General features: G+C 62.5%; 16 protein-coding genes and 4 tRNA genes. 12 read left to right on the plus strand and 8 right to left on the minus strand.

The genetic code is table 11. The annotated features are described in order from the left end of the window. Positions 1-37: 37 nt before the first annotated feature. From PG896_RS03430 to PG896_RS03450, 5 genes are all read right to left on the minus strand, one after another. Positions 38-556 carry a lectin gene (locus PG896_RS03430; protein WP_049637084.1) on the minus strand — a complete coding sequence of 173 codons (519 nt, stop codon included), beginning with the start codon at positions 554-556 and terminating at the stop codon, positions 38-40. A 170-nt stretch (positions 557-726) separates the two neighbouring features. After that, positions 727-803, minus strand: a tRNA-Pro gene (locus PG896_RS03435). Between the two features lie 58 nt (positions 804-861). Next, positions 862-947: transfer RNA gene (locus PG896_RS03440), tRNA-Leu, on the minus strand. A gap of 20 nt (positions 948-967) precedes the next feature. Beyond that, positions 968-1,043 (minus strand) — tRNA-His (locus PG896_RS03445). Between the two features lie 50 nt (positions 1,044-1,093). Then, positions 1,094-1,170: transfer RNA gene (locus PG896_RS03450), tRNA-Arg, on the minus strand. A 263-nt stretch (positions 1,171-1,433) separates the two neighbouring features. Here PG896_RS03450 and PG896_RS03455 point away from each other — a divergent pair. From PG896_RS03455 to PG896_RS03500, 10 genes are all read left to right on the plus strand, one after another. After that, positions 1,434-2,024, plus strand: coding sequence for a TetR/AcrR family transcriptional regulator (locus PG896_RS03455; protein ID WP_161470540.1), 591 nt, complete (start codon positions 1,434-1,436; stop codon positions 2,022-2,024). Then, positions 2,021-3,127 carry an efflux RND transporter periplasmic adaptor subunit gene (locus PG896_RS03460; protein WP_039040661.1) on the plus strand — a complete coding sequence of 369 codons (1,107 nt, stop codon included), beginning with the start codon at positions 2,021-2,023 and terminating at the stop codon, positions 3,125-3,127. Before PG896_RS03455 ends, PG896_RS03460 begins: the two co-directional genes overlap by 4 nt. 15 nt (positions 3,128-3,142) lie before the next feature. Further along, positions 3,143-6,223, plus strand: a complete 3,081-nt coding sequence (locus tag PG896_RS03465) for a multidrug efflux RND transporter permease subunit (RefSeq protein ID WP_201871709.1) — start codon at positions 3,143-3,145, stop codon at positions 6,221-6,223. 120 nt (positions 6,224-6,343) lie between these two features. Next, positions 6,344-8,302, plus strand: a complete 1,959-nt coding sequence (locus tag PG896_RS03470) for an ATP-binding protein (RefSeq protein WP_270835381.1) — start codon at positions 6,344-6,346, stop codon at positions 8,300-8,302. A 76-nt stretch (positions 8,303-8,378) separates the two neighbouring features. After that, complete coding sequence (gene gorA, locus PG896_RS03475; RefSeq protein WP_270835382.1) at positions 8,379-9,728, plus strand: glutathione-disulfide reductase; 1,350 nt, start codon at positions 8,379-8,381, stop codon at positions 9,726-9,728. A 448-nt stretch (positions 9,729-10,176) separates the two neighbouring features. Further along, positions 10,177-11,859, plus strand: a complete 1,683-nt coding sequence (gene kdpA, locus PG896_RS03480; protein WP_128313069.1) for a potassium-transporting ATPase subunit KdpA — start codon at positions 10,177-10,179, stop codon at positions 11,857-11,859. 55 nt (positions 11,860-11,914) lie between these two features. Then, the gene (kdpB, locus tag PG896_RS03485) at positions 11,915-13,972 is read left to right on the plus strand and encodes a potassium-transporting ATPase subunit KdpB (RefSeq protein WP_201871708.1); all 2,058 of its coding nucleotides are present in this window, start codon (positions 11,915-11,917) and stop codon (positions 13,970-13,972) included. Between the two features lie 60 nt (positions 13,973-14,032). Further along, on the plus strand, positions 14,033-14,560 hold the full coding sequence (locus PG896_RS03490) for a potassium-transporting ATPase subunit C (protein WP_076362534.1): 528 nt from the start codon (positions 14,033-14,035) through the stop codon (positions 14,558-14,560). Positions 14,561-14,663: 103 nt separating this feature from the next. Continuing rightward, on the plus strand, positions 14,664-17,252 hold the full coding sequence (locus PG896_RS03495) for a sensor histidine kinase (RefSeq protein ID WP_042016150.1): 2,589 nt from the start codon (positions 14,664-14,666) through the stop codon (positions 17,250-17,252). A 38-nt stretch (positions 17,253-17,290) separates the two neighbouring features. Further along, on the plus strand, positions 17,291-17,974 hold the full coding sequence (locus PG896_RS03500) for a response regulator (protein WP_128313067.1): 684 nt from the start codon (positions 17,291-17,293) through the stop codon (positions 17,972-17,974). A gap of 4 nt (positions 17,975-17,978) precedes the next feature. On the opposite strand, the gene PG896_RS03505 is transcribed toward PG896_RS03500, so the two are convergent. Beyond that, positions 17,979-19,106, minus strand: a complete 1,128-nt coding sequence (locus tag PG896_RS03505; RefSeq protein ID WP_270835383.1) for a multidrug effflux MFS transporter — start codon at positions 19,104-19,106, stop codon at positions 17,979-17,981. Positions 19,107-19,198: 92 nt separating this feature from the next. On the opposite strand from PG896_RS03505, the gene PG896_RS03510 reads away from it, so the two are divergent. Then, positions 19,199-20,023: an AraC family transcriptional regulator gene (locus PG896_RS03510; RefSeq protein ID WP_270835384.1), complete on the plus strand. Its 825-nt coding sequence runs from the start codon at positions 19,199-19,201 to the stop codon at positions 20,021-20,023. On the opposite strand, the gene PG896_RS03515 is transcribed toward PG896_RS03510, so the two are convergent. Next, positions 19,953-20,186: a hypothetical protein gene (locus tag PG896_RS03515; protein ID WP_052814509.1), complete on the minus strand. Its 234-nt coding sequence runs from the start codon at positions 20,184-20,186 to the stop codon at positions 19,953-19,955. The genes PG896_RS03510 and PG896_RS03515 overlap by 71 nt on opposite strands. A gap of 283 nt (positions 20,187-20,469) precedes the next feature. Between PG896_RS03515 and PG896_RS03520 the strand changes: the two genes are divergently transcribed. Continuing rightward, entirely contained in the window at positions 20,470-21,720 is a 1,251-nt protein-coding gene (locus tag PG896_RS03520) for a valine--pyruvate transaminase (protein WP_109113150.1), read from the plus strand. 72 nt (positions 21,721-21,792) lie between these two features. On the opposite strand, the gene PG896_RS03525 is transcribed toward PG896_RS03520, so the two are convergent. Continuing rightward, a complete protein-coding gene (locus tag PG896_RS03525; protein ID WP_010672292.1) occupies positions 21,793-22,233 on the minus strand; it encodes an Hsp20 family protein in 441 nt (146 codons plus the stop codon). Positions 22,234-22,254: the final 21 nt, after the last annotated feature.

Here is a 22,254-nt window from a genome sequence, read left to right on the forward strand (position 1 = left end):
GCCCATGTGGCCACCCTTTTTGTTTCTCGCTCTCTTGTCACCACGCCAGTGCCGGGTGCATCAGACGGTTCAACAGCGTGCCGGATGGCGTCCACTCAAAGCTCTGGTTGGCGCCGCCATAGCATTCGGCGAGGCGCAGGGGGACGGCCGGCTTATGACGGCGACCCGCCACATCCAGGCGCAGCGACACCTGCCGATTAAACAGACGATCCCCCTGCCACTGCCATTGATGGCTCTCCTCCCGGCACACCTCCATCCCCAGACCATCTTCCCCTCTGGCGACCAGGCAATCCCCGGCCAGTTGCAGGGCGCCGACATCCCAGCTGAATGACTGGTTCGGTTGCTGATCGCAGGGCTGGGTCAGCAGACGGCCCTGCTCGCTCAGGGTCACGCAGAAGCCACCACTGGTTACCAAGGTGGCCTCGAGTTCGGCCTTTGGCTTGGGGGCGGCGCCCATCAGAAGATCTTCCGGTTTCGGCTGCAGGGCGCAACCACCCAGCAGCAGTGCGGCCATGGCCAGCACGGAGAGTTGAAGAGAAGTGATATGGTGATGCATAGGCCTTGTATCTGGTCCGTGCCCGAGCGTCCCCTGTCTCGCGGCTCCGGGCCCAGCATACCGAACTCGTGGCGAACAGGCGCCTGAAGAAGTGTAAAAAGACGTGACAGGAAAAAGCGGAAGAGAAACGCCAAAAAGCAAAAACCCCGCCTGAGCGGGGTTTTCAAATGTGGTCGGTGATAAAGGATTCGAACCTTTGACCCTCTGGTCCCAAACCAGATGCGCTACCGGGCTGCGCTAATCACCGAGGGGTATTCTAAAAACACAAAGATGACCATCTGGTCATCCTCGTCATACAGCAAGTATGGTGCGAAGAGAGGGACTCGAACCCTCACACCCGGGGGGCACTAACACCTGAAGCTAGCGCGTCTACCAATTCCGCCACCTTCGCGTACCTGACAAGCTGTAAAATGGGGTGGCTGATGGGGCTCGAACCCACGACAACCGGAATCACAATCCGGGACTCTACCAACTGAGCTACAGCCACCACAGCTGTTTTCGTTCTTCAACACGCCCGTTTAACCGGCGCACTTTTGATGGTGCGCCCGACAGGATTCGAACCTGTGACCTCTGCCTCCGGAGGGCAGCGCTCTATCCAGCTGAGCTACGGGCGCTACGCTGTCGAACGGGGCGCATTATTGATGATGATGCCGACCTTGTCTACTCTTTTTTTGACATAAAGAATCAAGTGCCTGTTTTTCAATCACTTCCGACCCTTTTCAACTATTTTTGTTTTGTTCAGGCTGGATCCAGCAATTCCCCACTACTTTTTGAATCCCTCACCCCATAGGGTCAGAGATGATGGGCAATGCTTGACTTGCCTTTGCGCCCACCTAGAATGAATGAACGTTCATTCAGTCGTTGACCTCTGATAACCATGGATAAGAAAGAACGCATTTTCGAAGCAGCTCACGAGATCCTCGGCGAGCAGGGCTTCTACGGCCTTTCCATTGCCGTGGTCGCCAAGAAAGCCAAGGTGGCGGCAGGCACCATCTATCGCTATTTCAGCGACAAGGATGACCTGATCCGCCAGCTCTATCAGCACACTATCCTCAAGTGTCATCCCCTGGTCATGGAAGGTGTGCAGATAGAAGAGGTGTCCTATGAGCAGTATCGGCGCCTCTGGCTCAACATCGATGCCATCTTCACCAGCTACCCCAATGCACTCAAGTGCAAATTGCAGTACGAAAGTTCTCAATTGGGGGCTGAATTGGAGCGGGATCCGGTCATAATGGCGACGTGGGCGCCACTTGAGCGCTTCTTTGAGCAAGGACGCCAACAGGGACTCTTCATCGATCTCCCCATTCTGGTGTTGCAAGCATTGAGTCTGGATTGCGTGGCCAACCTGGCACAGCAGCGCCGGGTTCACGATTTCGAATTGACGCAGGAACAGCTGGAGACGGTCATCCGGGCCAGCTGGAATGCCATTTTAAACCCTAATGTTTCCATCACAGGAGCCTGTTCATGAAAAAGTGGATGGCCATCATGTTGCTGATAGCACTCGCCCTGTTTGGCAGTGTCATCGGCTTCAATATGTTCAAGCAGAAGAAGATTGCAGAGTTCATGGCCAATCGGCCCGAGCCCGAGTTCCCGGTCACCGCCATGGTCACCAAGGCGCAGGACTGGGTCCCCACCATTGAAGCCATCGGCTTCATCGAGCCGAACCAGGGGGTCACCCTCTCCAGCGAGCTGTCAGGCACCATCGACAGCATCCGGTTCGAATCGGGGGCACATGTCAAAGCGGATCAACTGCTGCTGAGCCTGGACTCCAGTGTGGAAAAAGCCAACCTGAACTCTTCCCAGGCCAGACTGCCGGCAGCCAGGGCCAAGTTCGAGCGCTACAAGAACCTCTATCAGAAGAACTCCATCTCCCGTGACCAGCTGGATGATGCCGAGGCAAGCTACCGCTCCCTGGAGGCGGACATCGACAGTCTGAAGGCCACCATCGCCCGTCGTGAGGTGCGTGCCCCCTTCAGCGGTGCCGTGGGCCTGCGCAACGTCTTCCTCGGCCAGTATCTGGAACCGGGTACCCAGATTGTGCGCCTGGAAGACACCAGCGTGATGCGCTTGCGCTTCACCGTGCCCCAGACCGACATCTCCAAAATCACCCTGGGACAGACCATCAAGATCAACGTGGATGCCTATCCCCAGACCCAGTTTGACGGCCAAATCACAGCCATCGAGCCCGCTGTCAACTATCAGAGCGGCCTGATCCAGGTGCAGGCAGACATTCCGAACAACGACGGCCAGCTCCGTTCCGGCATGTTCGCCCGCGCCAGCATCATACTGCCCACGGTGAAAGACCAGATAGTGATCCCGCAGTCCGCCATCTCCTTCACCCTCTATGGCGAGAACGTCTATGTCATTCACGAGGCTGACGGCGTGAAACGTGCCAAGCAGGTGGTGGTCAAGGCAGGTGAGCGTCGCGGCAACGATGTCCATGTGCTGTCCGGCATCAAGGCTGGCGATCAAATCGTGCTGTCGGGTCAGGTTCGCCTGAGCAACGATACCAAGGTGCACGTGGTCGAGAACGATGCCCTTGCCGTTCCGGCACAAACCCCGATGCTGTAAGCGCGGAGAGCTGCGATGCGATTTACTGACATATTCATAAAACGGCCTGTGCTGGCGATCTCGCTCAGCTTCCTGATAGCCCTGCTGGGCTTCCAGGCCATCTTCAAGATGCAGGTGCGTGAATACCCCGAGGTGATCAACACCGTCATCACGGTCAACACCAGCTACTATGGCGCCAGTGCGGACCTGATCCAGGGCTTCATCACCCAGCCCCTGGAGCAGGCGGTCGCCCAGGCCGACAACATCGACTTCATGACCTCCTCGAGCCAGCTGGGCAGTTCCACGGTGACGGCGTACATGAAGCTCAACACCGATCCGAACGCCGCGCTGTCCGACATCCTGGCCAAGGTCAACTCGGTGCGTTCCCAGTTGCCCAAAGAGGCGGAAGACCCTTCGGTCACCTCCTCCACCGGCTCCACCACGGCGGTGCTCTACATGGGCTTCACCAGCCCGGAGCTCAACTCCAGCCAGATCACCGACTACCTGGAGCGGGTCATCAAGCCCCAGCTGTTTACCGTGGGCGGGGTCTCCAAGGTGGATCTGTATGGCGGGGTCGAATTCGCCCTGCGGGTGTGGCTGGATCCGGCCAAGATGGCCGCCTTTGACCTGACCTCAAGCGACGTGATGACGGTGCTCAACAGCAACAACTATCAGTCCGCGACCGGCCAGGCCACCGGCTATTTCACCCTGTTCAACGGCAACGCCGAGACCCAGGTCGGCAACATCGAAGAGCTCAAGCGCCTGGTGGTCGCCACCCGCGACAGCAAGGTGATCCGTCTCTCCGACATCGCCAAGGTCTCCCTGGAGAAGAGCCACGACATCTATCGCGCCAGCGCCAATGGCCGCGAAGCCGTGGTTCTGGCCATCAACGCAGCCCCGACAGCCAACCCCATCAACATCGCCCACGATGTGCTGGAGCTGCTGCCGAGCCTGAAGCGCAACATGCCGAGCACCATGCAGGTGAACATCCTGTATGACTCCACCATCGCCATCAACGAATCCATCCACGAGGTCATCAAGACCATACTGGAGGCGGCCGCCATCGTACTGGTGGTGATCACCCTGTTCCTCGGTTCGTTCCGGGCGGTCATCATCCCCATCATCACCATTCCCCTGAGCCTCATCGGCGTGGTGATGATGATGGACATGTTCGGCTTCTCCATAAACCTCATGACCCTGCTGGCGATGGTGCTGGCCATCGGTCTGGTGGTGGATGACGCCATCGTGGTGCTGGAGAACGTCGACCGTCACATCAAGGAAGGGGAAGAGCCGTTCCGGGCCGCCATCATAGGTACCCGGGAGATCGCCGTGCCCGTCATCGCCATGACGGTCACCCTGGCGGCGGTGTATGCGCCCATCGCCCTGATGGGGGGCATCACCGGCTCCCTGTTCAAGGAGTTCGCGCTGACCCTGGCAGGAGCCGTGTTCGTCTCGGGCATCATCGCCCTGACCCTGTCGCCCATGATGTGCGCCAAGATGCTCAGGGCCAACGAGGAGCCCGGCAAGTTCGAGCGTACCGTGCACGATCTGCTGGACCGGATGACGGCCCGCTACGACGCCATGCTCCATGCCGTGATGCAAAAGCGCATCGTGGTCATCCTGTTTGCCGTCATCGTGTTCGCCAGCCTGCCGCTGCTGTTCAAGTTCATTCCGAGCGAGCTGGCCCCGTCCGAGGACAAAGGCGTCATGGCGGTGCTGGGGACGGCCCCTTCCAACGCCAACCTGGACTACATCGAAAACACCATGGCGGACGTGAACAAAGTCCTGGACGACCAGCCGGAGATCGCTTACTCCCAGGTCTTCTCGGGGCTGTTCAACTCCAATCAGGCGTTCGGTATCGCCTCCATGGTGCCCTGGAGCCAGCGTGAAGCGAGCCAGAAAGAGGTGCTGGATCGGGTCGCCGGTCTGGTGAAGGACATCCCCGGGATGGCCATCACCACCTTCCAGTTCCCGGAACTGCCGGGGGCGTCGAGCGGTCTGCCCATCCAGTTCGTTATCACCACCCCGAACAGCTTCGAGAGCCTGTTCCTGATCGCGGGTGAGATGCTGGCGGCAACCCAGGCCAACGGCCAGTTCGTCTATTCGGATCTCGATCTGAACTACGACTCGGCCACCATGAAGATCAGCATCGACAAGGACAAGGCGGGTGCCTACGGCATCACCATGCAGGACATCGGCATCACCATGGGCACCATGATGGCGGACGGTTACGTCAACCGTATCGACCTGGATGGCCGCTCCTACGAGGTGATCCCGCAGGTGGAGCGCAAGTTCCGTCTCAACCCCGAGTCCATCAAGGGCTACTACGTGCGTGCCGCCGACGGCAAGTCGATCCCGCTGGGCAGCCTGATCAAGATTGAAGTGAAGGGAGAGCCCCGTGCCCTGCCCCACTTCAACCAGCTGAACTCCGCCACCATCGGCGCCGTGCCGGCACCGGGCGTGGCCATGGGGGATGCGATCAACTGGTTCAAGGCGACCGCGGAAGAGAAGCTGCCCCAAGGCTATCGTTACGACTTCATGGGGGAAGCCCGCCAGTTCGTGACCGAAGGGAATGCGCTCTACGCCACCTTCGCCCTGGCCCTGGCCATCATCTTCCTGGTGCTGGCGATCCAGTTCGAATCCGTGCGTGACCCGCTGGTCATCATGGTGTCGGTGCCGCTGGCCATCAGTGGCGCGCTGATCGCCCTGGCGTGGGGTATGGCCACCATGAACATCTACTCCCAGGTCGGTCTCATCACTCTCGTCGGTCTGATTACCAAGCACGGTATTCTGATCTGCGAGGTGGCGAAGGAGGAGCAGCTGCTCCATGGTCTGAACCGGATGCAAGCCGTGATGCAAGCTGCCAAGGTCCGTCTGCGCCCCATCCTGATGACCACGGCGGCGATGATCGCAGGCCTTATCCCGCTGCTCTATGCCTCGGGTGCGGGGGCGGCACAGCGCTTCAGCATCGGCATCGTCATCGTAGCGGGTCTGGCCATCGGCACCCTGTTCACCCTGTTCGTGCTGCCGGTCATCTACACCTTCCTGGCATCCGAACACAAGCCGCTGCCGGAATTCGACGAATCCATCCCGGCAAAAGCCAAGGGCGGTCACTGATCCCAGCCCACACAAAAAAGGCCCCGAAAGGGGCCTTATTTTTATCCATTGGATGACACACGACATAAGTCCATGAAGCAGTTAAACTAAACCGCACTCAATCCAGACCGCAAGGACGCCATGTCAGGAATCTTCTCCAAGGCCGTCGGCCTTAACGGACTCTCTTATCGTCTGCTTTCCTACATTCTGATCTGCAGTACGGTGCTGGCACTGCTCATCACCGTGCTTCAGCTCGCCTGGGACTACAACAAGGATGTGACCGTCATCGAGGCCAGCATCGGCCAGATCGAGGCCTCCTTCCTGCAACCCATCTCGGCCAGTCTCTGGAACCTGGATGAAGAGCAGGTGAAGGTGCAGATCGAGGGCATCATGAACCTGCCCAACATGCAGTTCGTCATGGTCAAGGAGATGCTGGGCAATTCGGAAGTGCCCCTGCTCACCCAGGGGGTGGAGCAGCCCCAATACGACATCTCCCGCGAGTTCACCCTGAGCTATCAGGGGGAAGTGGTCGGCAAGCTGTTCGTCGCCGCCTCCCTGGAGCAGGTCTACCAGCGCCTCATCGAGAAATCCGTGCTGATCCTGGTCAGCCAGACCATCAAGACCCTGGTCGTCTCGTTCTGCATCCTGGTCATCATCTACTATCTGGTGATCCGTCATATCAACCGCATCGTCAGCTATGCCCAGAAACTGAGCCTGGATCGCCTCGCGGTAGAGCTGACCCTGGAAGGTCGCCCCCTGCCCCGCAAGTCCCCTGACGAATTCGATACCCTGGCCGCCCCCCTCAACCAGATGCGCACCCGGCTGAACGACGAGTTCACGGCCCGCCATCAGGCCGCCGATCAGCTCCAGCAGGAGCGGGACTTCTCCGCCACCCTGATCAACTCCGCCAACATGGTCATCTGCTGCATGGAGCCGGATCTCAACATCGCCAGCATCAACCCTGCGGCCATCCTGCTCACCGGCTATCACCACCAGGAGCTGTTGCAGCACAACTGGCTGGATCTCTTCGTCAGCAAGGAGCAGCGTGACGAGCTGGCCGCCACCCTGGCCGAGCAGGGCGCTCTGGAGGACAGGGAGATCACCATGCACGACCAGCAGGGCAACGAGCTGGTACTGCAGTGGACCTTCGCTCCCTTCTACGAGGGGCCTAACCTCAAGTACCTGATTGGCTTTGGCTATGACATCACCCCCCTCAAAAAGGTCGAGCGGGAGATCACCCTGTTCAACGAGCAGCTGGAAGGCAAGGTGGCGGAACGCACCCGCAGCCTGAGCGATGCCAACGACCAGCTGGGCAAGGCCTATGACGATCTCAAGCAGGCCCAGCAGACCCTGGTGGAGTCGGAGAAAATGGCCTCTCTCGGCTCCCTGGTTGCCGGCGTGGCCCACGAGATCAACACCCCCATCGGCATCAGCGTGACCGCCTCCTCCTATCTGCAGGAGCGAGTCGCCGACTTCAAGCAGCACCTCGAGGCCAAGCAGCTCTCCCGCTCCTACCTCAACGAATTCACCCAGAATCTCGACGAGTCGATGCAACTGCTGCAAGGCAACCTGAGACGCGCCTCCGAGCTCATCGCCAGCTTCAAGCAGGTGGCGGTCGATCAGTCGTCCGAGGCGCGCTACAACTTCAGCCTCGCCGACAACCTGCACCAGGTGGTGGTCTCCCTCGGCTACAAGCTGAAGAAGGCCCAGTGCGAGGTCGACATTCAATGCGATCCCAAGCTGAGCATCTACTCCTTCCCGGGCAGCTTCACCCAGATCTATTCCAACCTGATCCTCAACTCCATCCATCACGGTTTCGATGGCTGGGACAGGCCCAGAAAGATCACCATCCAGGTGGCGCAGCAGGGAGACGAGCTGGTCATCGACTACAGCGACAACGGTCGCGGCATCCCCCCGGAGATATTGCCGCGCATCTTCGATCCCTTCGTCACCTCCAAGCGGGGACAGGGTGGCAGCGGGCTCGGCACTCACATCATCTACAACCTGGTGGTCCAGCTGCTGCGCGGCCGCATCCACTGCGCCAGCGAACCGGGCCAGGGCGCCCAGTTCCACATTCGCTTGCCCATCCAGCAGAACTGAGCACCGGCTCTTGTGGGCCGGCCGCTTTGTCCCCATCATGCTGTGACTGCATTCTTAACGAGCGGAGAACCTCGCAATGGCACAGCATTTTGACTACATCGCCATCGGTGGCGGCAGCGGCGGCATCGCCTCGGCCAACCGGGCAGCCATGTACGGCAAGAAAGTCGCCCTGATCGAAGCCAAAGAGCTGGGTGGCACCTGCGTCAACGTCGGCTGCGTACCGAAGAAGGCCATGTGGTATGCAGGCCAGATCGCCGATGCACTGAAATATGGCGCCGACTACGGCTTCGACACCACGCTCAACCACTTCAGCTGGGCCAGACTGGTCGAATCCCGTCAGGCCTATATCGGGCGCATTCACCAGTCCTACCAGAACGTGCTGGGCAAGAACCAGATCACTGTCATCAAGGGCTTCGCCCGCTTCGTCGACAGCCATACCGTCGAGGTGAACGCTGAGCAGTACAGCGCAGATCACATCCTGATTGCCACCGGCGGCCGCCCCGAGGTCCCGACCATTCCGGGCGCCGAACTGGGTATCGACTCCGACGGTTTCTTCGACCTGCAAAGCCAGCCCAAACGGGTTGCCGTGGTGGGTGCCGGCTATATCGCCGTGGAGATCGCTGGCGTGATGCAGGCACTTGGCTCCGAGACCCATCTGGTGGTGCGCAAACATGCGCCGCTGCGCAACTTCGACCCCATGATCCACGAGACCCTGGTGGAGATCATGGCGCAGGAAGGGCCCAAGCTGCACACCCACGCCATTCCCAAGGCCGTCATCAAGAACGCCGACGACAGCCTGACCCTGCAACTGGAAGATGGTCGCCACCTCACCGTCGACTGCCTGATCTGGGCCATCGGCCGCGTCCCGGCCACCGACAACCTCAATCTGGCTGCCACCGGCATCGAGTTGGACGAGAAGGGCTTTATCCCGACCGACAAGTTCCAGAACACCGCCGTCGCCAACCTCTATGCCGTCGGTGACAACACCGGCCGCATCCAGCTCACCCCGGTGGCTGTCGCGGCAGGCCGCCGCCTCTCGGAGCGGCTGTTCAACAACAAGCCGAACGAGCACCTCAACTACGATCTGGTGCCGACCGTGGTGTTCAGCCACCCGCCCATCGGCACCATAGGACTGACCGAGCCGGAGGCCATCGCCGAATATGGCGAGAGCCAGGTGAAGGTCTACCGCAGCCAGTTCACCGCCATGTACTCGGCCCTGACCCAGCATCGCCAGCCCACCCGGATGAAACTGGTCTGCGTCGGGCCGGAAGAGAAGGTGGTCGGCCTGCACGGCATCGGCTTCGCCATGGACGAAATCCTGCAAGGCTTCGGCGTCGCCATGAAGATGGGCGCCACCAAGGCGGACTTCGACAACTGTGTCGCCATCCATCCGACCAGTGCGGAAGAGTTTGTGACCATGCGATAAGCGGGGTTGAAGCTGGCCTGTCATTATCAGACCAGCTTCTACAACTGTGTTTACACTCTCCATCCGACCAGCGCGGAAGAGTTTGTGACCATGCGATAAGTGGAGTTGAAGCTGACCTCATCACCATCGGGTCAGCTTCCGCCACTTGCTACCAAAACCCGGCCCAGGCCGGTTTTTTTGTGCCTTGCCCGTCCACCAGCTAGCAAAACCCGCCTTCTTTACGCCGATTTTACGCCAGCCAAATCGGGCTTTATGGCGCCTTTACGCCCGTTCTACATACCCTTTCAGCGTCAATGAGACCTATGGGATCGACACGGATATGCATCGATCCCTGACGCTAATTACCTCAACGGAGTCGTTATGAATTGGCTATATCTGCTGCTGGTCCTTGCCCTCGCGGGTTATCTGCTGCGCGCCCTCGCGCGCCCCCATGAGTGAGGAACCGGATATGTGGCAAGAGATCATCTATCCCGTCGCGTTCGTGCTGCTGGTGCTGCTGCCGGCGCCTCTGCTTGGCAACTACCTGTATCGGGTATTTGAAGGCAAGAGTCGCTGGCTGGCCCCGCTTGAGCGCGCCACCCTGGCCTGCTGCGGCACGGACGGGCGCGAGCAGGACTGGAAGTCCTACGCCCTCAGCCTGCTGGCCTTCAACGGCGCAGGCTTCGGCCTGCTGTTCCTGATCCTGATGGCGCAGGGGCTATTGCCCCTCAACCCGCAGCAGCTGCCCGGGCTGAACTGGCAACTCGCCTTCAACACCGCGGTCAGCTTCATGACCAACACCAACTGGCAGGCCTACTCCGGCGAAGCCAGCCTCTCCTACTTCAGCCAGATGGTGGGGCTCACCACCCAGAACTTCGTCTCCGCCGCCACCGGCGCCGCCGTCGCCATCGCCCTGTTTCGCGGCATCGCCCGCCAGCAGACCACCCACCTTGGCAACTTCTGGCAGGATCTGGTGCGCTTCTGCCTCTACGTGCTGCTGCCGATGGCGCTGATCCTGGCGCTGCTGCTGGTATGGCAGGGGGTGCCCCAGAGCCTGTCGGCCTACCTGCCGTTCCACGCCCTGGAAGGTCAGGAGCAGCTGCTGCCGCTCGGCCCGGCCGCCTCCCAGATCGCCATCAAGCAGCTCGGCTCCAACGGCGGCGGCTTCTTCGGCATCAACTCGGCCCATCCGTTCGAGAACCCGACCGCCCTCTCCAACTGGCTGGAGATGGTCGCCCTGCTGACGCTGGCCGCCGCCATGGTCTGTACCCTGGGGCGCTACGTGAAGGATCTGGCCCACAGCCGCGCCATCCTCATCGCCATGACCACCATGCTGGTGCTGGGGCTCTGCCTCGCCATCGGCCAGGAGCTGAAGCCGGATCCCGCCCTCGCCCACCTCACCAGCGAAGCCGGCAACTGGGAAGGCAAAGAGAGCCGCTTCGGCCCCGTGCTCTCCAGCATCTGGGAAGTGGCCACCACCGCCGCTTCCAACGGCTCGGTCAACGCCATGCACGACAGCTTCGCCCCCCTCGCCGGCATGGTCGCCATGATCAACATGCTGCTGGGTGAAGTGGTGTTCGGCGGCGTCGGTGCCGGCATCTACGGCATGATGCTGTTCGTGCTGCTGACCGTGTTCCTGTGCGGCCTGATGGTGGGGCGTACCCCCACCTATCTGGGCAAGCGGCTCGGCATCACCGAGATGAAGTGGGTGGTCGCCAGCATGCTGGTGATGCCGGTCGGGGTATTGGTGATCGGCGGCATTACCCTGCTGATGCCGAACTCCGCCACCGTCATCGGTCACGACGGCCCCCACGGTCTGTCACGGCTGATCTATGCCTACGCTTCGGCCGCCGGCAACAACGGCTCCGCCTTCGCCGGCTTTGCCGCCGCCGACAGCTGGCAGTGCATCGCCATCGGGCTGGCCATGCTGCTCGGCCGCTTCGGCTACATCATTCCGGTACTGGCCATCGCCGGCCAGCTGGCCCGCGCACCACGCCAGGAGACGAGCGAAGGGGACTTCCCCGTTAGCGGCCCGCTCTTCATCACCCTGCTGATCGTCACCGTGCTGCTGATGGGGGGTCTCTCCTTCCTGCCGGTGCTGGCGTTGGGCCCGGTGGCGGAACACCTGAGCCTGCTGGGAGGTGCCTTCTGATGCTGCACACCCGATTGATCTGCGTGACCAACTATTCGATGCAGGGAGCTTTCCAATGAGCAAGTCCGCTTCAATGAGCACCGACACCCTCAAGGTGAAGGGCAAGAAACAGAAATCACAGATCCTGCAGGCCATGGTGGAAGCCCTCTATCGCTTCAACCCCAGGGCGCTGTTTGGCAGCCCCATCCTGTTCACCCTCTGGCTGGCGGCCGTGATGGCGACCCTGGAGTCGCTGCTGGGGCAACCGCTCTCCGGCGTCGCTCCTTCGCTGGCCTGGCAACTGACCGCCTGGCTCTGGCTCACCCTCTGGTTTGCCAACTTCGCCGAGACCCTGGCAGAGGGGCGCGGCAAGGCGCGGGCCGACAGCCTGAAGGCCGGCATGAGCCAGCTCAAGGCACGTCGAGTCACCAGCCCGCAGGATGACAAGGGCGAGTGGGTACCGGCCACCAGCCTGCTCAAGGGCGATCTGGTGCTGGTGCGCAGCGGCGAGATGATCCCGGCCGACGGCGAAGTGGTCGCCGGCATCGCCTCGGTCAACGAGGCGGCCATCACCGGCGAATCCGCCCCCGTCATCCGCGAGTCGGGCACCGACCGCAGCGGCGTGACCGGCAACACCACCGTCGTCTCCGACCAGATCTGGGTGCACATCAGCAACAACCCGGGCGAAAGCACGCTGGATCGCATGATTGCCCTGGTGGAAGGAGCCAAGCGGCAGAAGACCCCCAACGAGATGGCGCTGGACGCCCTGCTGGTGGGGCTGACCCTGATCTTCCTGCTGGTAGTGGCCACCCTGCCCTGGTTCCTCGACTACAACGGCACCCAGGTGCCCCGGCTCTATCTGCTGGCGCTGTTCATCACCCTGATCCCGACCACCATCGGCGGTCTGCTCTCCGCCATCGGCATCGCCGGCATGGACCGGCTGGTGAAGCTCAACGTGATCGCCAAGTCGGGCCGGGCGGTGGAAGCCGCCGGCGACGTGCGCACCCTGCTGCTGGACAAGACCGGCACCATCACTTTCGGCAACCGGATGGCGGACGAGCTGATCCCGGCCCCCGGCGTGGACCCCTCCCTGCTGGCCCAAGCCGCCATGCTGGCCTCGCTCGGTGACAACACGCCGGAAGGCAAATCCATCCTGACCCTGGCGGGCAAGAGCCACACCAAGCCGAGCCAGCTGGAGAGCGACATCCTCATCCCCTTCAGCGCCGAGACCCGGCTGAGCGGGCTGGATCGCAACGGCCATCACTATCGCAAGGGGGCGGTGGACGCGGTGCTGCGCTACCTCTCGCTCGATCGCAAGGCGGTGCCCGAGCTCATCCTCAAATCGGTGGACAACATCGCCCGCCAGGGCGGTACCCCGCTGCTGGTCTGCACCCACGAGAAGCTGCTGGGGGTAGTGTTCCTCAAGGACATCATCAAGCCGGGCATCAAGGCCCGCTTCCAGATCTTGCGCCACATGGGGATCCGCACCGTGATGATCACCGGTGACAACCCGCTGACCGCCGCCGCTATCGCCGCCGAGGCCGGGGTGGATGACTTCATCGCCGAGGCGACGCCGGAGAAGAAGCTGGCCTACATCCGTCAGGAGCAGGCCGACGGCCGGCTGGTCGCCATGTGCGGGGACGGCGCCAACGACGCACCGGCGCTGGCCCAGGCCGACGTGGGCCTGGCCATGAACGAGGGGACCCAAGCCGCCAAGGAGGCGGGCAACCTGGTGGATCTCGACTCCAACCCCACCAAGCTGCTTGACGTGGTGCTGGTGGGCAAGCAGCTGCTGGTGACCCGTGGCGCCCTGACCACCTTCTCCATCGCCAACGACGTGGCCAAGTACTTCGCCATCCTGCCGGCCCTGTTCATCGCCGCCTATCCGCAGCTGGGGGTGCTGAACCTGATGCAGCTAGGCAGCCCGGAAAGCGCCATCCTGTCGGCCATCATCTTCAACGCCCTGATCATCGTCGCGCTGGTGCCGCTGGCCCTGCGCGGGGTCAGCCTGCAGGGCTCGGCCGCCAGCCTGCTGCGCCGCAACCTGCTGATCTACGGCGTCGGCGGCCTGATAGTGCCCTTCATAGGCATCAAGCTGATCGACCTGGTCATCACCGGCCTGGGGCTGGTGTAACGGCATCACCGGATGCGGGACAGACCCGCATCCACCCAACGCATTTGGAGCAAGAAAATCATGATAGCAATCAGAACCCTGCTGACCCTGACCCTGCTGCTGGGGGTAGCGTATCCGCTGGCCGTCACCGGGCTGGCCCAGCTGCTCTTCCCCTGGCAGGCCAACGGCAGCCTGCTCACCAACGCCAAACAGCAGGTGGTCGGCAGCGCCCTGCTGGCACAGAAGTTCGAGCGGGCCGACTACTTCCACTCCCGCCCCTCCGCCAGCGACTTCGCCACCATAGGCGGAGGTGCCAGCAACCTGGGGATGAGCTCGCCGCTGCGGGCCGAGTTTGCCGCCGCGGCGGCCAGGGCGCAGCCAGAAGCCAGGGTCCCCGCCCTGCTGACCCGCTCCGCCTCCGGCCTCGATCCCCATCTGCCGATCGATGCAGCCCTGGCTCAGGTAGCGCGGGTCGCCGGGCAACGGGGGCTGGATCCCGTTCAGTTGACGGAGCAGGTCAAGTCGGCGGCACAAGCTGGTATCCTTGGCCCGCAGGTGGTCAACATTCTCCAGTTGAACCTGCAACTCGATCATCAAAAGGGCGCCTGAGGGCGCTCCTTGCCGTTCGGGACAGGCTCCCTTTCGACAACGGGGACAAGCATGAGCAATGAGGTCACGGCCGCGGTTCGGCCGATGCAACGGGAGCACGGGGATGCGTGATGAAGTGAGGGCAGACGCCCTGCTGGCGAGTCTGGAGCAGGAGCACAGGGGCAAGCTGAAGGTGTTTCTCGGCGCGGCCCCCGGCGTCGGTAAGACCTACGCCATGCTGCAGGCGGTGCGGGAGCAGGCCAGAGAGGGTGTCGACATCCTGATCGGGGTGGTGGAGACCCACGGCCGCCAGGAGACCCTGGCCCTGCTCGACAAGCTCGCCATCCTGCCGCGCACACTGCACCTGCACCGCCAGCAGCGGCTGGAGGAGATGGATCTGGACGGCCTGCTGGCGCGTAAGCCCGCCATCGCCGTGGTGGACGAGCTGGCCCACAGCAACGCCCCCGGCAGCCGCCACGAGAAGCGCTGGCAGGATGTAGAGGAGCTGCTGGGCGCCGGCATCGACGTCTACACCACCCTCAACGTGCAGCACCTGGAGAGCCTCAACGATCTGGTGTGGCAGCTGACCGGGGTCAGGGTCAAGGAGACCCTGCCGGATCAGGTGCTGCTGGAGGCCGACAGCCTGGTGCTGATCGACCTCCCCCCCAAGGAGCTGCTCGGCCGCCTCAAGGAGGGCAAGGTCTATGTGCCCCACCAGGCCAAGGCCGCCCTGCAATCCTTCTTCTCCCTCAACAACCTGACCGCCCTGCGGGAGCTGGCGATGCAGACCGCCGCCAGCCACGTGGAGGGGGATCTGCAGTTGCAGTGGCAGGCCGCCGGCAAGACCACACTGCCGCTGCGGGGCAAGCTGATGGTCTGCATCGGGGATGAGCACGGCGCCGCCCTGGTGCGTTACGGCCACCGCTTCGCCCAGCGCAGGCAACTGCCCTGGCTGGTGGTGCACATCGACAGCAAGGGGCAACGCTCCCCCGAGCTGGAGCAGGCGCTGGCCCTCGCCTCCCAACTGGGGGCCAGGGTGCTGACCCTCTCCAGCCCGGCCGTGGCCGATGCCCTGCTGGAAACCGCCGAACAGCAGCAGGTCTCCCAATTGCTGCTCGGCAAATCCCGCAACCCGCCCTGGCGTCGATCCCTGGTACAGCACCTGCTCAAACAGGCGCAGGGATTCGAGATCACGCTGGTGGATACCGAGAAGCGCAAGCCCGGCCTGACCCTACCTACGGCAGGCCCGGGTGAGCTTCGCCAGAGCCTGCTGGCGGTGGCCATCATGGGGGGGACCTCGGCCGTGGTCTGGGCCCTCTCCCACTGGCTGCCCCCCGCCTCCCTGCCCATGCTGTTCGTGCTGGGGGTGCTGGCCACCGCGCTCACCACCAGCCTGGTCCCCGCCATCCTGGCCGCCGTGCTGGGCTTCGTCGGCCACAATCTGCTGTTCACCTTCCCCTACTTCTCCCTGAGCGTGGCCAGCCACAGCGACCTGCTCACCCTGTTCGTGCTGCTCATCGTCGGCATCGCGGCCGGGCGCCTCGCCTCCCGCCAGCGTCAGCAACTGGTCAGTCTGCGCGAGACCCAGCAGCTCGGTAACGCCCTGCTCTCCCTGAGCCAGGGGCTGGCCACCGCCAGCAGCCCGGTGGACGTGCTGAGACAGGGAACCCAGGCCATCGCCCTCGCCCTTGGGCAGCCCGTGTTCGCGCTCGATGGGGATTACCAGTACCGGGCCGGTGACACCCAGACCGGGCCGGGCCAGACAGACAAGGCCGCCATTGACTGGTGCCTGGCCCAGAAACAGAGTGCCGGTGCCCATACCGCCACCCTCAACGCCGCCGAGGCCCAGTATCATCACCTCGGCGATGACCTGGTGCTGGGCATCCGGCTGGCCAGCCCGCTCACCTCCGCCGCCGAGCACCAGCTGCAGGCCCTGCTCACCGATATCCGCGCCGCCCTGGCGCGGATCGATCTCAACGAGCGGCTGGCCGACAGCCAGTTGCAGGCGGAGACCGACCGGATGCGCGCGGCCCTGCTCTCCTCGGTCTCCCACGACCTGAAGACGCCGCTGGCCACCATCATGGGGGCCGGCAGCACCCTGCTGGAATACGGGGACCGGATAAGTGCGGAGGACCGCATCGAACTGCTGCACTCGGTGCAGGACGAGGCGCGCCGCCTGCACGGCTATGTGCAGAACCTGCTGGACATGACCCGCATCGGTTCACCGGATTTCCAGCTGAAACGGGATTGGGTCGACCTGGCGGACCTGGTGGAAAGCGCCCGCCGCCGGCTCGACTCCTCCTGGCGCCAGCACAAGCTGCTGGTGCACTTCGATCAGCAGATCCCCCGGCTCTATGTGCACGGCGCCCTGATCGAGCAGGTGCTGGTCAACATACTCGACAACGCCTCCCGCTACTCACCGGCCGGCACCCCCATCGAGTTCAAGGTGATGCTGGCGGACCCCGACCTCATCATCGACATCATCGATATCGGGGTCGGCATCGCCGAGTCGGATCGGGACAAGATCTTCAATCTGTTCTACACCCAGCCGGTCGGTGACTGCGGCAGCCGCGGCACCGGGCTTGGCCTCGCCATTTCCCGCGCTATGATAGAGGTCCACGGCGGCCGCATCTGGGCATTCGCCGGCCCCAACGGCAACGGCACCTGCATGCGCATCTCCCTGCCGCTGGCCCTCAACGCACCGGCGGCCTGATGGTCGCCGCCCTTTTCAATCAGCAAACGGGAGGCTGAATGGCTCACATACTGGTCATCGACGACGAGGCGGCCATCCGCCGTTTTTTGCGGATCAGCCTGATCGCCGAAGGACATCAGGTGAGTGAGGCGGTCGGCGTCACCGAGGGGATGGCGCAGTATCGCCACCTCAACCCCGACCTGGTGATCCTGGATCTGGGCCTGCCGGACGGTGATGGCATGCAGATCCTGCACGCCATCCGCGAACATCACGCCAATCCCGTGCTGGTGCTCTCGGCGCGGGACTCGGAGCAGGAGAAGGTGCGGTTGCTGGATGCGGGGGCCAACGACTACATGAGCAAGCCGTTCGGCGTCGGGGAGATGATGGCCCGTATCCGGGTGCTGCTGCGCCAGCGAGTCGGTGCCACCAGCGGCGAGTGTCGACACTTCCCCCACTGTGGCCTGACCCTGGATAGCAACAGCCACAAGGTGACCCTGCAGGGCGAGGAGATCCCCCTCTCCCGCAAGGAGTTCGCCCTGTTGCAGGCGCTGGTGTGCCACCCCGGCAAGCTGGTGCAACAGACCCAGCTGCTCATCGACATCTGGGGACCGAGCCACAAGGAAGATACCCACTACCTGCGCATCGTCATCGCCAGCCTGCGCAAGAAGCTGGGAGATAACCCCCAGCAACCCACCCTGATCGAAACTGAAGCCGGCATCGGCTACCGCTTTATCGGCAGCTGATGTTTCACGTGGAACGACGCCAACCGCAGCAAAATGCCAGCAGACCGCACCCCCCGAGCAGCAGCCCGAGATCCTGCAAGCTGGCGGCAACCGCCAATCCCAGGCTGAGCAACAGGTAGTAACCGAGCCCGAACAGGGCCCCGGCACTGCCCGCCACCTCCCGATAGGCCAGCAGTGCCTGGCTCAGCACATTGGGGATAGCCAGCCCGAACGCGACCACCACTCCCGTCATGGGCAGCAGAAACCAGAGCGATGCCTGACTGGCCCACACCAGCCAACCCGAACCCGACGCCAGCACGGCGGCGAGCCGTATTAACGAGGCAGGCGTCCAGCCACGGCCCAACAGATGCTTGTTGAGCAGGCTGCCCACCAAGGTCGCCAGCGCCAACACGATGCCGGAGTAACCAAACTCGCCCGCGCTCAACCCCAGACTGGCAAACAGAAACGGCGCCAGGCTGTAGTAGCCGAACAGCATGGTGTTGAACAAGGCGACCAGGGCGGCGCTGCGCCACAAGGCTGCATCACGCACCATCCGGCAGGCCAGCGGCCAGAGTGCGACCCTCTGGGTGATGGCCGGGCGGGTTTCCGGCAGTTGCCAGCAAGCCATCAGCAACAAGCCGATTGCCAGCGCCAGCAGGACGCCGAATACCCCGAGATAACCCAAGCCATCAGCCAGCAGGCCACCGCTCACCAGCCCCAGCACAGGACTCAGGGAGAGCGCGATGCCCATCACCGAAAAGACCCGCGCCAGATCGCTGTACTGATAGCTGTCGCGCAGCATGGTCTGGGTCACCACGGAACCCACGGCGGCGCCGAAGGCCGCGATGACCCGGGCCAGCAGCAGGGTTTCAAATTGAGTGGCCAGCAACGCCAGCAGGGTGCCGGCGCCATAGGTCAGCAACCCCGCCAGCATGGCGGGACGCCGCCCGATGAGATCGCACAACCTGCCCCAGCAGACCACGCCCGCCGCAAACGCCAGAAAATAGACCGACAGGGTCTGGGACGCCTGCCCCTCGCTCACCCGAAACTCAGTGGCGATATGGGTCAGCACCGGGCTGTAGATGGTCTCCACCATCTGGGGAAACATCATCAATCCGACCACCAGCCAGCGCGGTGGCAACCTGTTGTTCATGACACACCTCCTTCACAAGAGGTCGCCATTCTAGAGAGGGATAACATGTCCGATTACAATAAGGCGGACTATAAACAGCAAGAATCGGACACATGGCCTTTATTCTTCCCGATCACCCCTTTGATCCGGACCAGCACGATGGCAGCGCCATCGGTATTGCCGCCGCCCTCGGCTGGCACGACTCCGGCCGCCATCAGCACCAGCGCCACCAGCTGCTGTTCGCCCAGGCAGGCTGCATGACCATAGAGCTGGACGATCAGGTCTGCCTGCTGCCGCCGACGCGAGCGGCCTGGTTGCCAGCAGGCCTGCCCCATCGGGTGTTGATGCGCGGGGTAGTGGCCTATCGCTCCCTCTACTTCCAGCCGGAGCCCGCGTTGCCAAACGAGATGGCGGTGCTGGCGGTCAACCCGCTGCTGCGGGAGATCATCGAACGGATGGCGCTCTGGCCCTGGGACAAGCCAGCGGCGGAGCAGCATTGCACGCTGGCGCTGTTGCAGGAAGAGCTGGCGCAAGCGCCGCGGGAATCCTGGCAGTTGCCGCTGCCGTCAGACGGGCGTCTGATCGGCTGGCTGCAGGAGATAAAGCGGGGTGACACCCTGCCCGATCGGCTCAACCGGCTGGCCGAGCGGGTGGGTGCCAGCGACAAGACCATAGGCCGCATCTTCATGCGGGAGACCGGTATGAGCTACCAGGCCTGGCGCCAGCAGTGGCGACTGCTTCGGGCCATGGAACTGCTGGCCGAAGCCGAGCCCATCAGCCGGGTGGCCGCTGCGCTGGAGTTCGCCAGCGACAGCGCCTTCATCGCCTTCTTCAGGCAGCACACAGGGCAGACCCCCTTGCGCTACCTCAACTCTCGGGATGAGTCGCATCGGCCGAACTCGCCTCCACCACCAGGGTCTCCAGGGCCAGCGGCTTGAGGTTTTGAATGGCCTCTGCCACCACGTCATGGGAAGCCTGCTGCTGCAAGGCCAGCATCTCCTGTTGCAGGGCGGCGCTGTCCAGCTCGGGTCTGGGGTTCTCGGTGGCCATGGCATTCAGGCTCAGGCTGCTGGCAATCAGGGTAGCGATCAGGATCTTCATCTGGTGTGCTCCGGTGTGGTTGAGATGACCAGATAGCTATTCCAATAGTTGTGCCAGATTTATAACAGCATGATTTTATTGATATAAATAATTTTTTGATCCTACCACCCCTCTTCCTGAATCGAATATTGGTTATTTTAAAACCTATAAATGGTTTTTTTTACCACCTCCATCATGGCAACCCTGTTCCACGTGAAACGCCCCGTTTTTTTGATCGACACCCGCTTTTGAAGTGAGCTATGGTGCTAGCTCCCCCCTTAACTGACTCTGGATTTGCCACCGAATGGAATTCTCCTTGTTCGGCGAGAAGTTCACTCGCCACGCCGGTATTACCCAACTCATGGACGACCTCAATCAAGGGCTGCTGAATCCCGACGCCATCATGCTGGGAGGCGGCAATCCGGCCCCCATCCCCGCCATGCTGGAACGCTTTCAGGCCGAGGCCAATACCCTGCTCGACAACGGCGAACTGATCAAGGCCATGGCCAACTACGATGGCCCCCAGGGCAAGGACAGGTTCACCAGGGCGCTGGCCGCCCTGCTCAGCAAGGAGCTGGGCTGGGAGATCTCCGCCCGCAACATCGCCCTGACCAACGGCAGCCAGAACGCCTTCTTCTATCTGTTCAACCTGCTGGCCGGCGAATTCGCCGACGGTCGCAAGAAGAAGGTGCTGTTCCCCCTGGCCCCCGAATACATCGGCTATGCCGACTCGGCCCTCTCGGACGATCATTTCGTCGCCTACAAGCCCACCATCGAGAAACTGCCCGACGGCCAGTTCAAATACCACGTGGATTTCGAAAGCCTGCAGGTGGGCGACGACATCGGGGTGATCTGTGTCTCCCGGCCGACCAACCCCACCGGCAACGTGCTCACCGACGAGGAGATCGAGCACCTCGATCAGATCGCCCGTGACAAGGGGATCCCGCTGCTCATCGACAATGCCTACGGCGTGCCCTTCCCCGGCATCATCTTCAGCGACGCCAAGCCGTTCTGGAACGCCAACACCATCCTCTGCATGAGCCTCTCCAAGCTCGGCCTGCCTGGCACCCGTTGCGGCATCGTCATCGCCGACGAGAAGATCATCCGGGCCATCACCAACCTGAGCGGCATCATCAATCTGGCACCGGGCAGCCTGGGTCCGGCCATCACCATTCCGATGATCGAGAGCGGAGACATCATCACCCTGAGCGAACAGGTGGTGAAACCCTTCTACCAGCACAAAGCCACCTTCGCGGTCCAGCTGCTGCGCGAGGCCATTCCGGATCCGCGCTTCCACATCCACAAGCCGGAGGGTGCCCTCTTCCTCTGGCTCTGGTTCGAAGACCTGCCGATCCACTGCCAGGAGCTGTATGAGCGACTGAAGGCGAAGAACCTGCTGATCGTGCCCGGCCACTACTTCTTCCCCGGCATCGACGACCCCGAGTGGCGCCACAGCCAGGAGTGCATCCGCCTCAACTATGCCCAGAGCGAAGATCTGGTGCGTCGTGGCATCGCCATCCTGGCCGACGAGATCAACGCCCTCTACGCCGGTTGATTCCCCCTTCGGCATGAAAAAAGAGGCCTGCAGATGCAGGCCTCTTTTCTATCAGGTGGTCAGCGATTTTGTTTAACCGGGCAGTGCCAGCTGATCGGGTTTGCCGATGGGGATGGCGCGGGGCTTGAGCGCTTCCGGCAGCTCCCGGGCCAGCTCTATGGTCAGCAGGCCGTGCTCCAGCCTGGCCCCCTGCACTTCCACGTGCTGGCTCAGCTTGAAGGCGAGCTCGAAGTCCCGCTCGGCGATCCCCTGATGGAGGAACTGGCGCTCGCCCATGGTGGCGACCTTGCGCCCCTTCACCTTGAGGGTACCGTTTTCGGTCTCCAGCTCCAGCTCATTGCGATCGAAACCGGCCACGGCAACCGTGATGAGGTAGCTGTCGTGATCCCGCTTCTCGATGTTGTACGGGGGGTAGGCCGAGGTCTTCTGATCGAACAGGCCTTCCAGCTCGCGGGCCATCCGCTCGAAGCCGACGGCATTGGAATAGAGATGAGAAAAATCGAGGTTACGCATGATCCTATCCTTCTATAAAGC

The organism is Aeromonas sp. QDB30 (assembly GCF_027707645.1).
Taxonomy (GTDB): domain Bacteria; phylum Pseudomonadota; class Gammaproteobacteria; order Enterobacterales; family Aeromonadaceae; genus Aeromonas; species Aeromonas caviae.

What these genes read in the sequence shown, in the direction of transcription:
- PG896_RS03455 (WP_161470540.1), top strand. Translation starts at nt 1,434, where the DNA reads ATGGATAAGAAAGAACGCATTTTCGAAGCAGCTCACGAGATCCTCGGC.
- PG896_RS03525 (WP_010672292.1), bottom strand. Translation starts at nt 22,233, where the DNA reads ATGCGTAACCTCGATTTTTCTCATCTCTATTCCAATGCCGTCGGCTTC.
- PG896_RS03515 (WP_052814509.1), bottom strand. Translation starts at nt 20,186, where the DNA reads ATGAAGATCCTGATCGCTACCCTGATTGCCAGCAGCCTGAGCCTGAAT.
- PG896_RS03465 (WP_201871709.1), top strand. Translation starts at nt 3,143, where the DNA reads ATGCGATTTACTGACATATTCATAAAACGGCCTGTGCTGGCGATCTCG.
- PG896_RS03470 (WP_270835381.1), top strand. Translation starts at nt 6,344, where the DNA reads ATGTCAGGAATCTTCTCCAAGGCCGTCGGCCTTAACGGACTCTCTTAT.
- PG896_RS03495 (WP_042016150.1), top strand. Translation starts at nt 14,664, where the DNA reads ATGCGTGATGAAGTGAGGGCAGACGCCCTGCTGGCGAGTCTGGAGCAG.
- PG896_RS03500 (WP_128313067.1), top strand. Translation starts at nt 17,291, where the DNA reads ATGGCTCACATACTGGTCATCGACGACGAGGCGGCCATCCGCCGTTTT.
- PG896_RS03510 (WP_270835384.1), top strand. Translation starts at nt 19,199, where the DNA reads ATGGCCTTTATTCTTCCCGATCACCCCTTTGATCCGGACCAGCACGAT.
- gorA (WP_270835382.1), top strand. Translation starts at nt 8,379, where the DNA reads ATGGCACAGCATTTTGACTACATCGCCATCGGTGGCGGCAGCGGCGGC.
- kdpB (WP_201871708.1), top strand. Translation starts at nt 11,915, where the DNA reads ATGAGCAAGTCCGCTTCAATGAGCACCGACACCCTCAAGGTGAAGGGC.
- PG896_RS03505 (WP_270835383.1), bottom strand. Translation starts at nt 19,106, where the DNA reads ATGAACAACAGGTTGCCACCGCGCTGGCTGGTGGTCGGATTGATGATG.
- PG896_RS03490 (WP_076362534.1), top strand. Translation starts at nt 14,033, where the DNA reads ATGATAGCAATCAGAACCCTGCTGACCCTGACCCTGCTGCTGGGGGTA.
- PG896_RS03460 (WP_039040661.1), top strand. Translation starts at nt 2,021, where the DNA reads ATGAAAAAGTGGATGGCCATCATGTTGCTGATAGCACTCGCCCTGTTT.
- kdpA (WP_128313069.1), top strand. Translation starts at nt 10,177, where the DNA reads ATGTGGCAAGAGATCATCTATCCCGTCGCGTTCGTGCTGCTGGTGCTG.
- PG896_RS03520 (WP_109113150.1), top strand. Translation starts at nt 20,470, where the DNA reads ATGGAATTCTCCTTGTTCGGCGAGAAGTTCACTCGCCACGCCGGTATT.
- PG896_RS03430 (WP_049637084.1), bottom strand. Translation starts at nt 556, where the DNA reads ATGCATCACCATATCACTTCTCTTCAACTCTCCGTGCTGGCCATGGCC.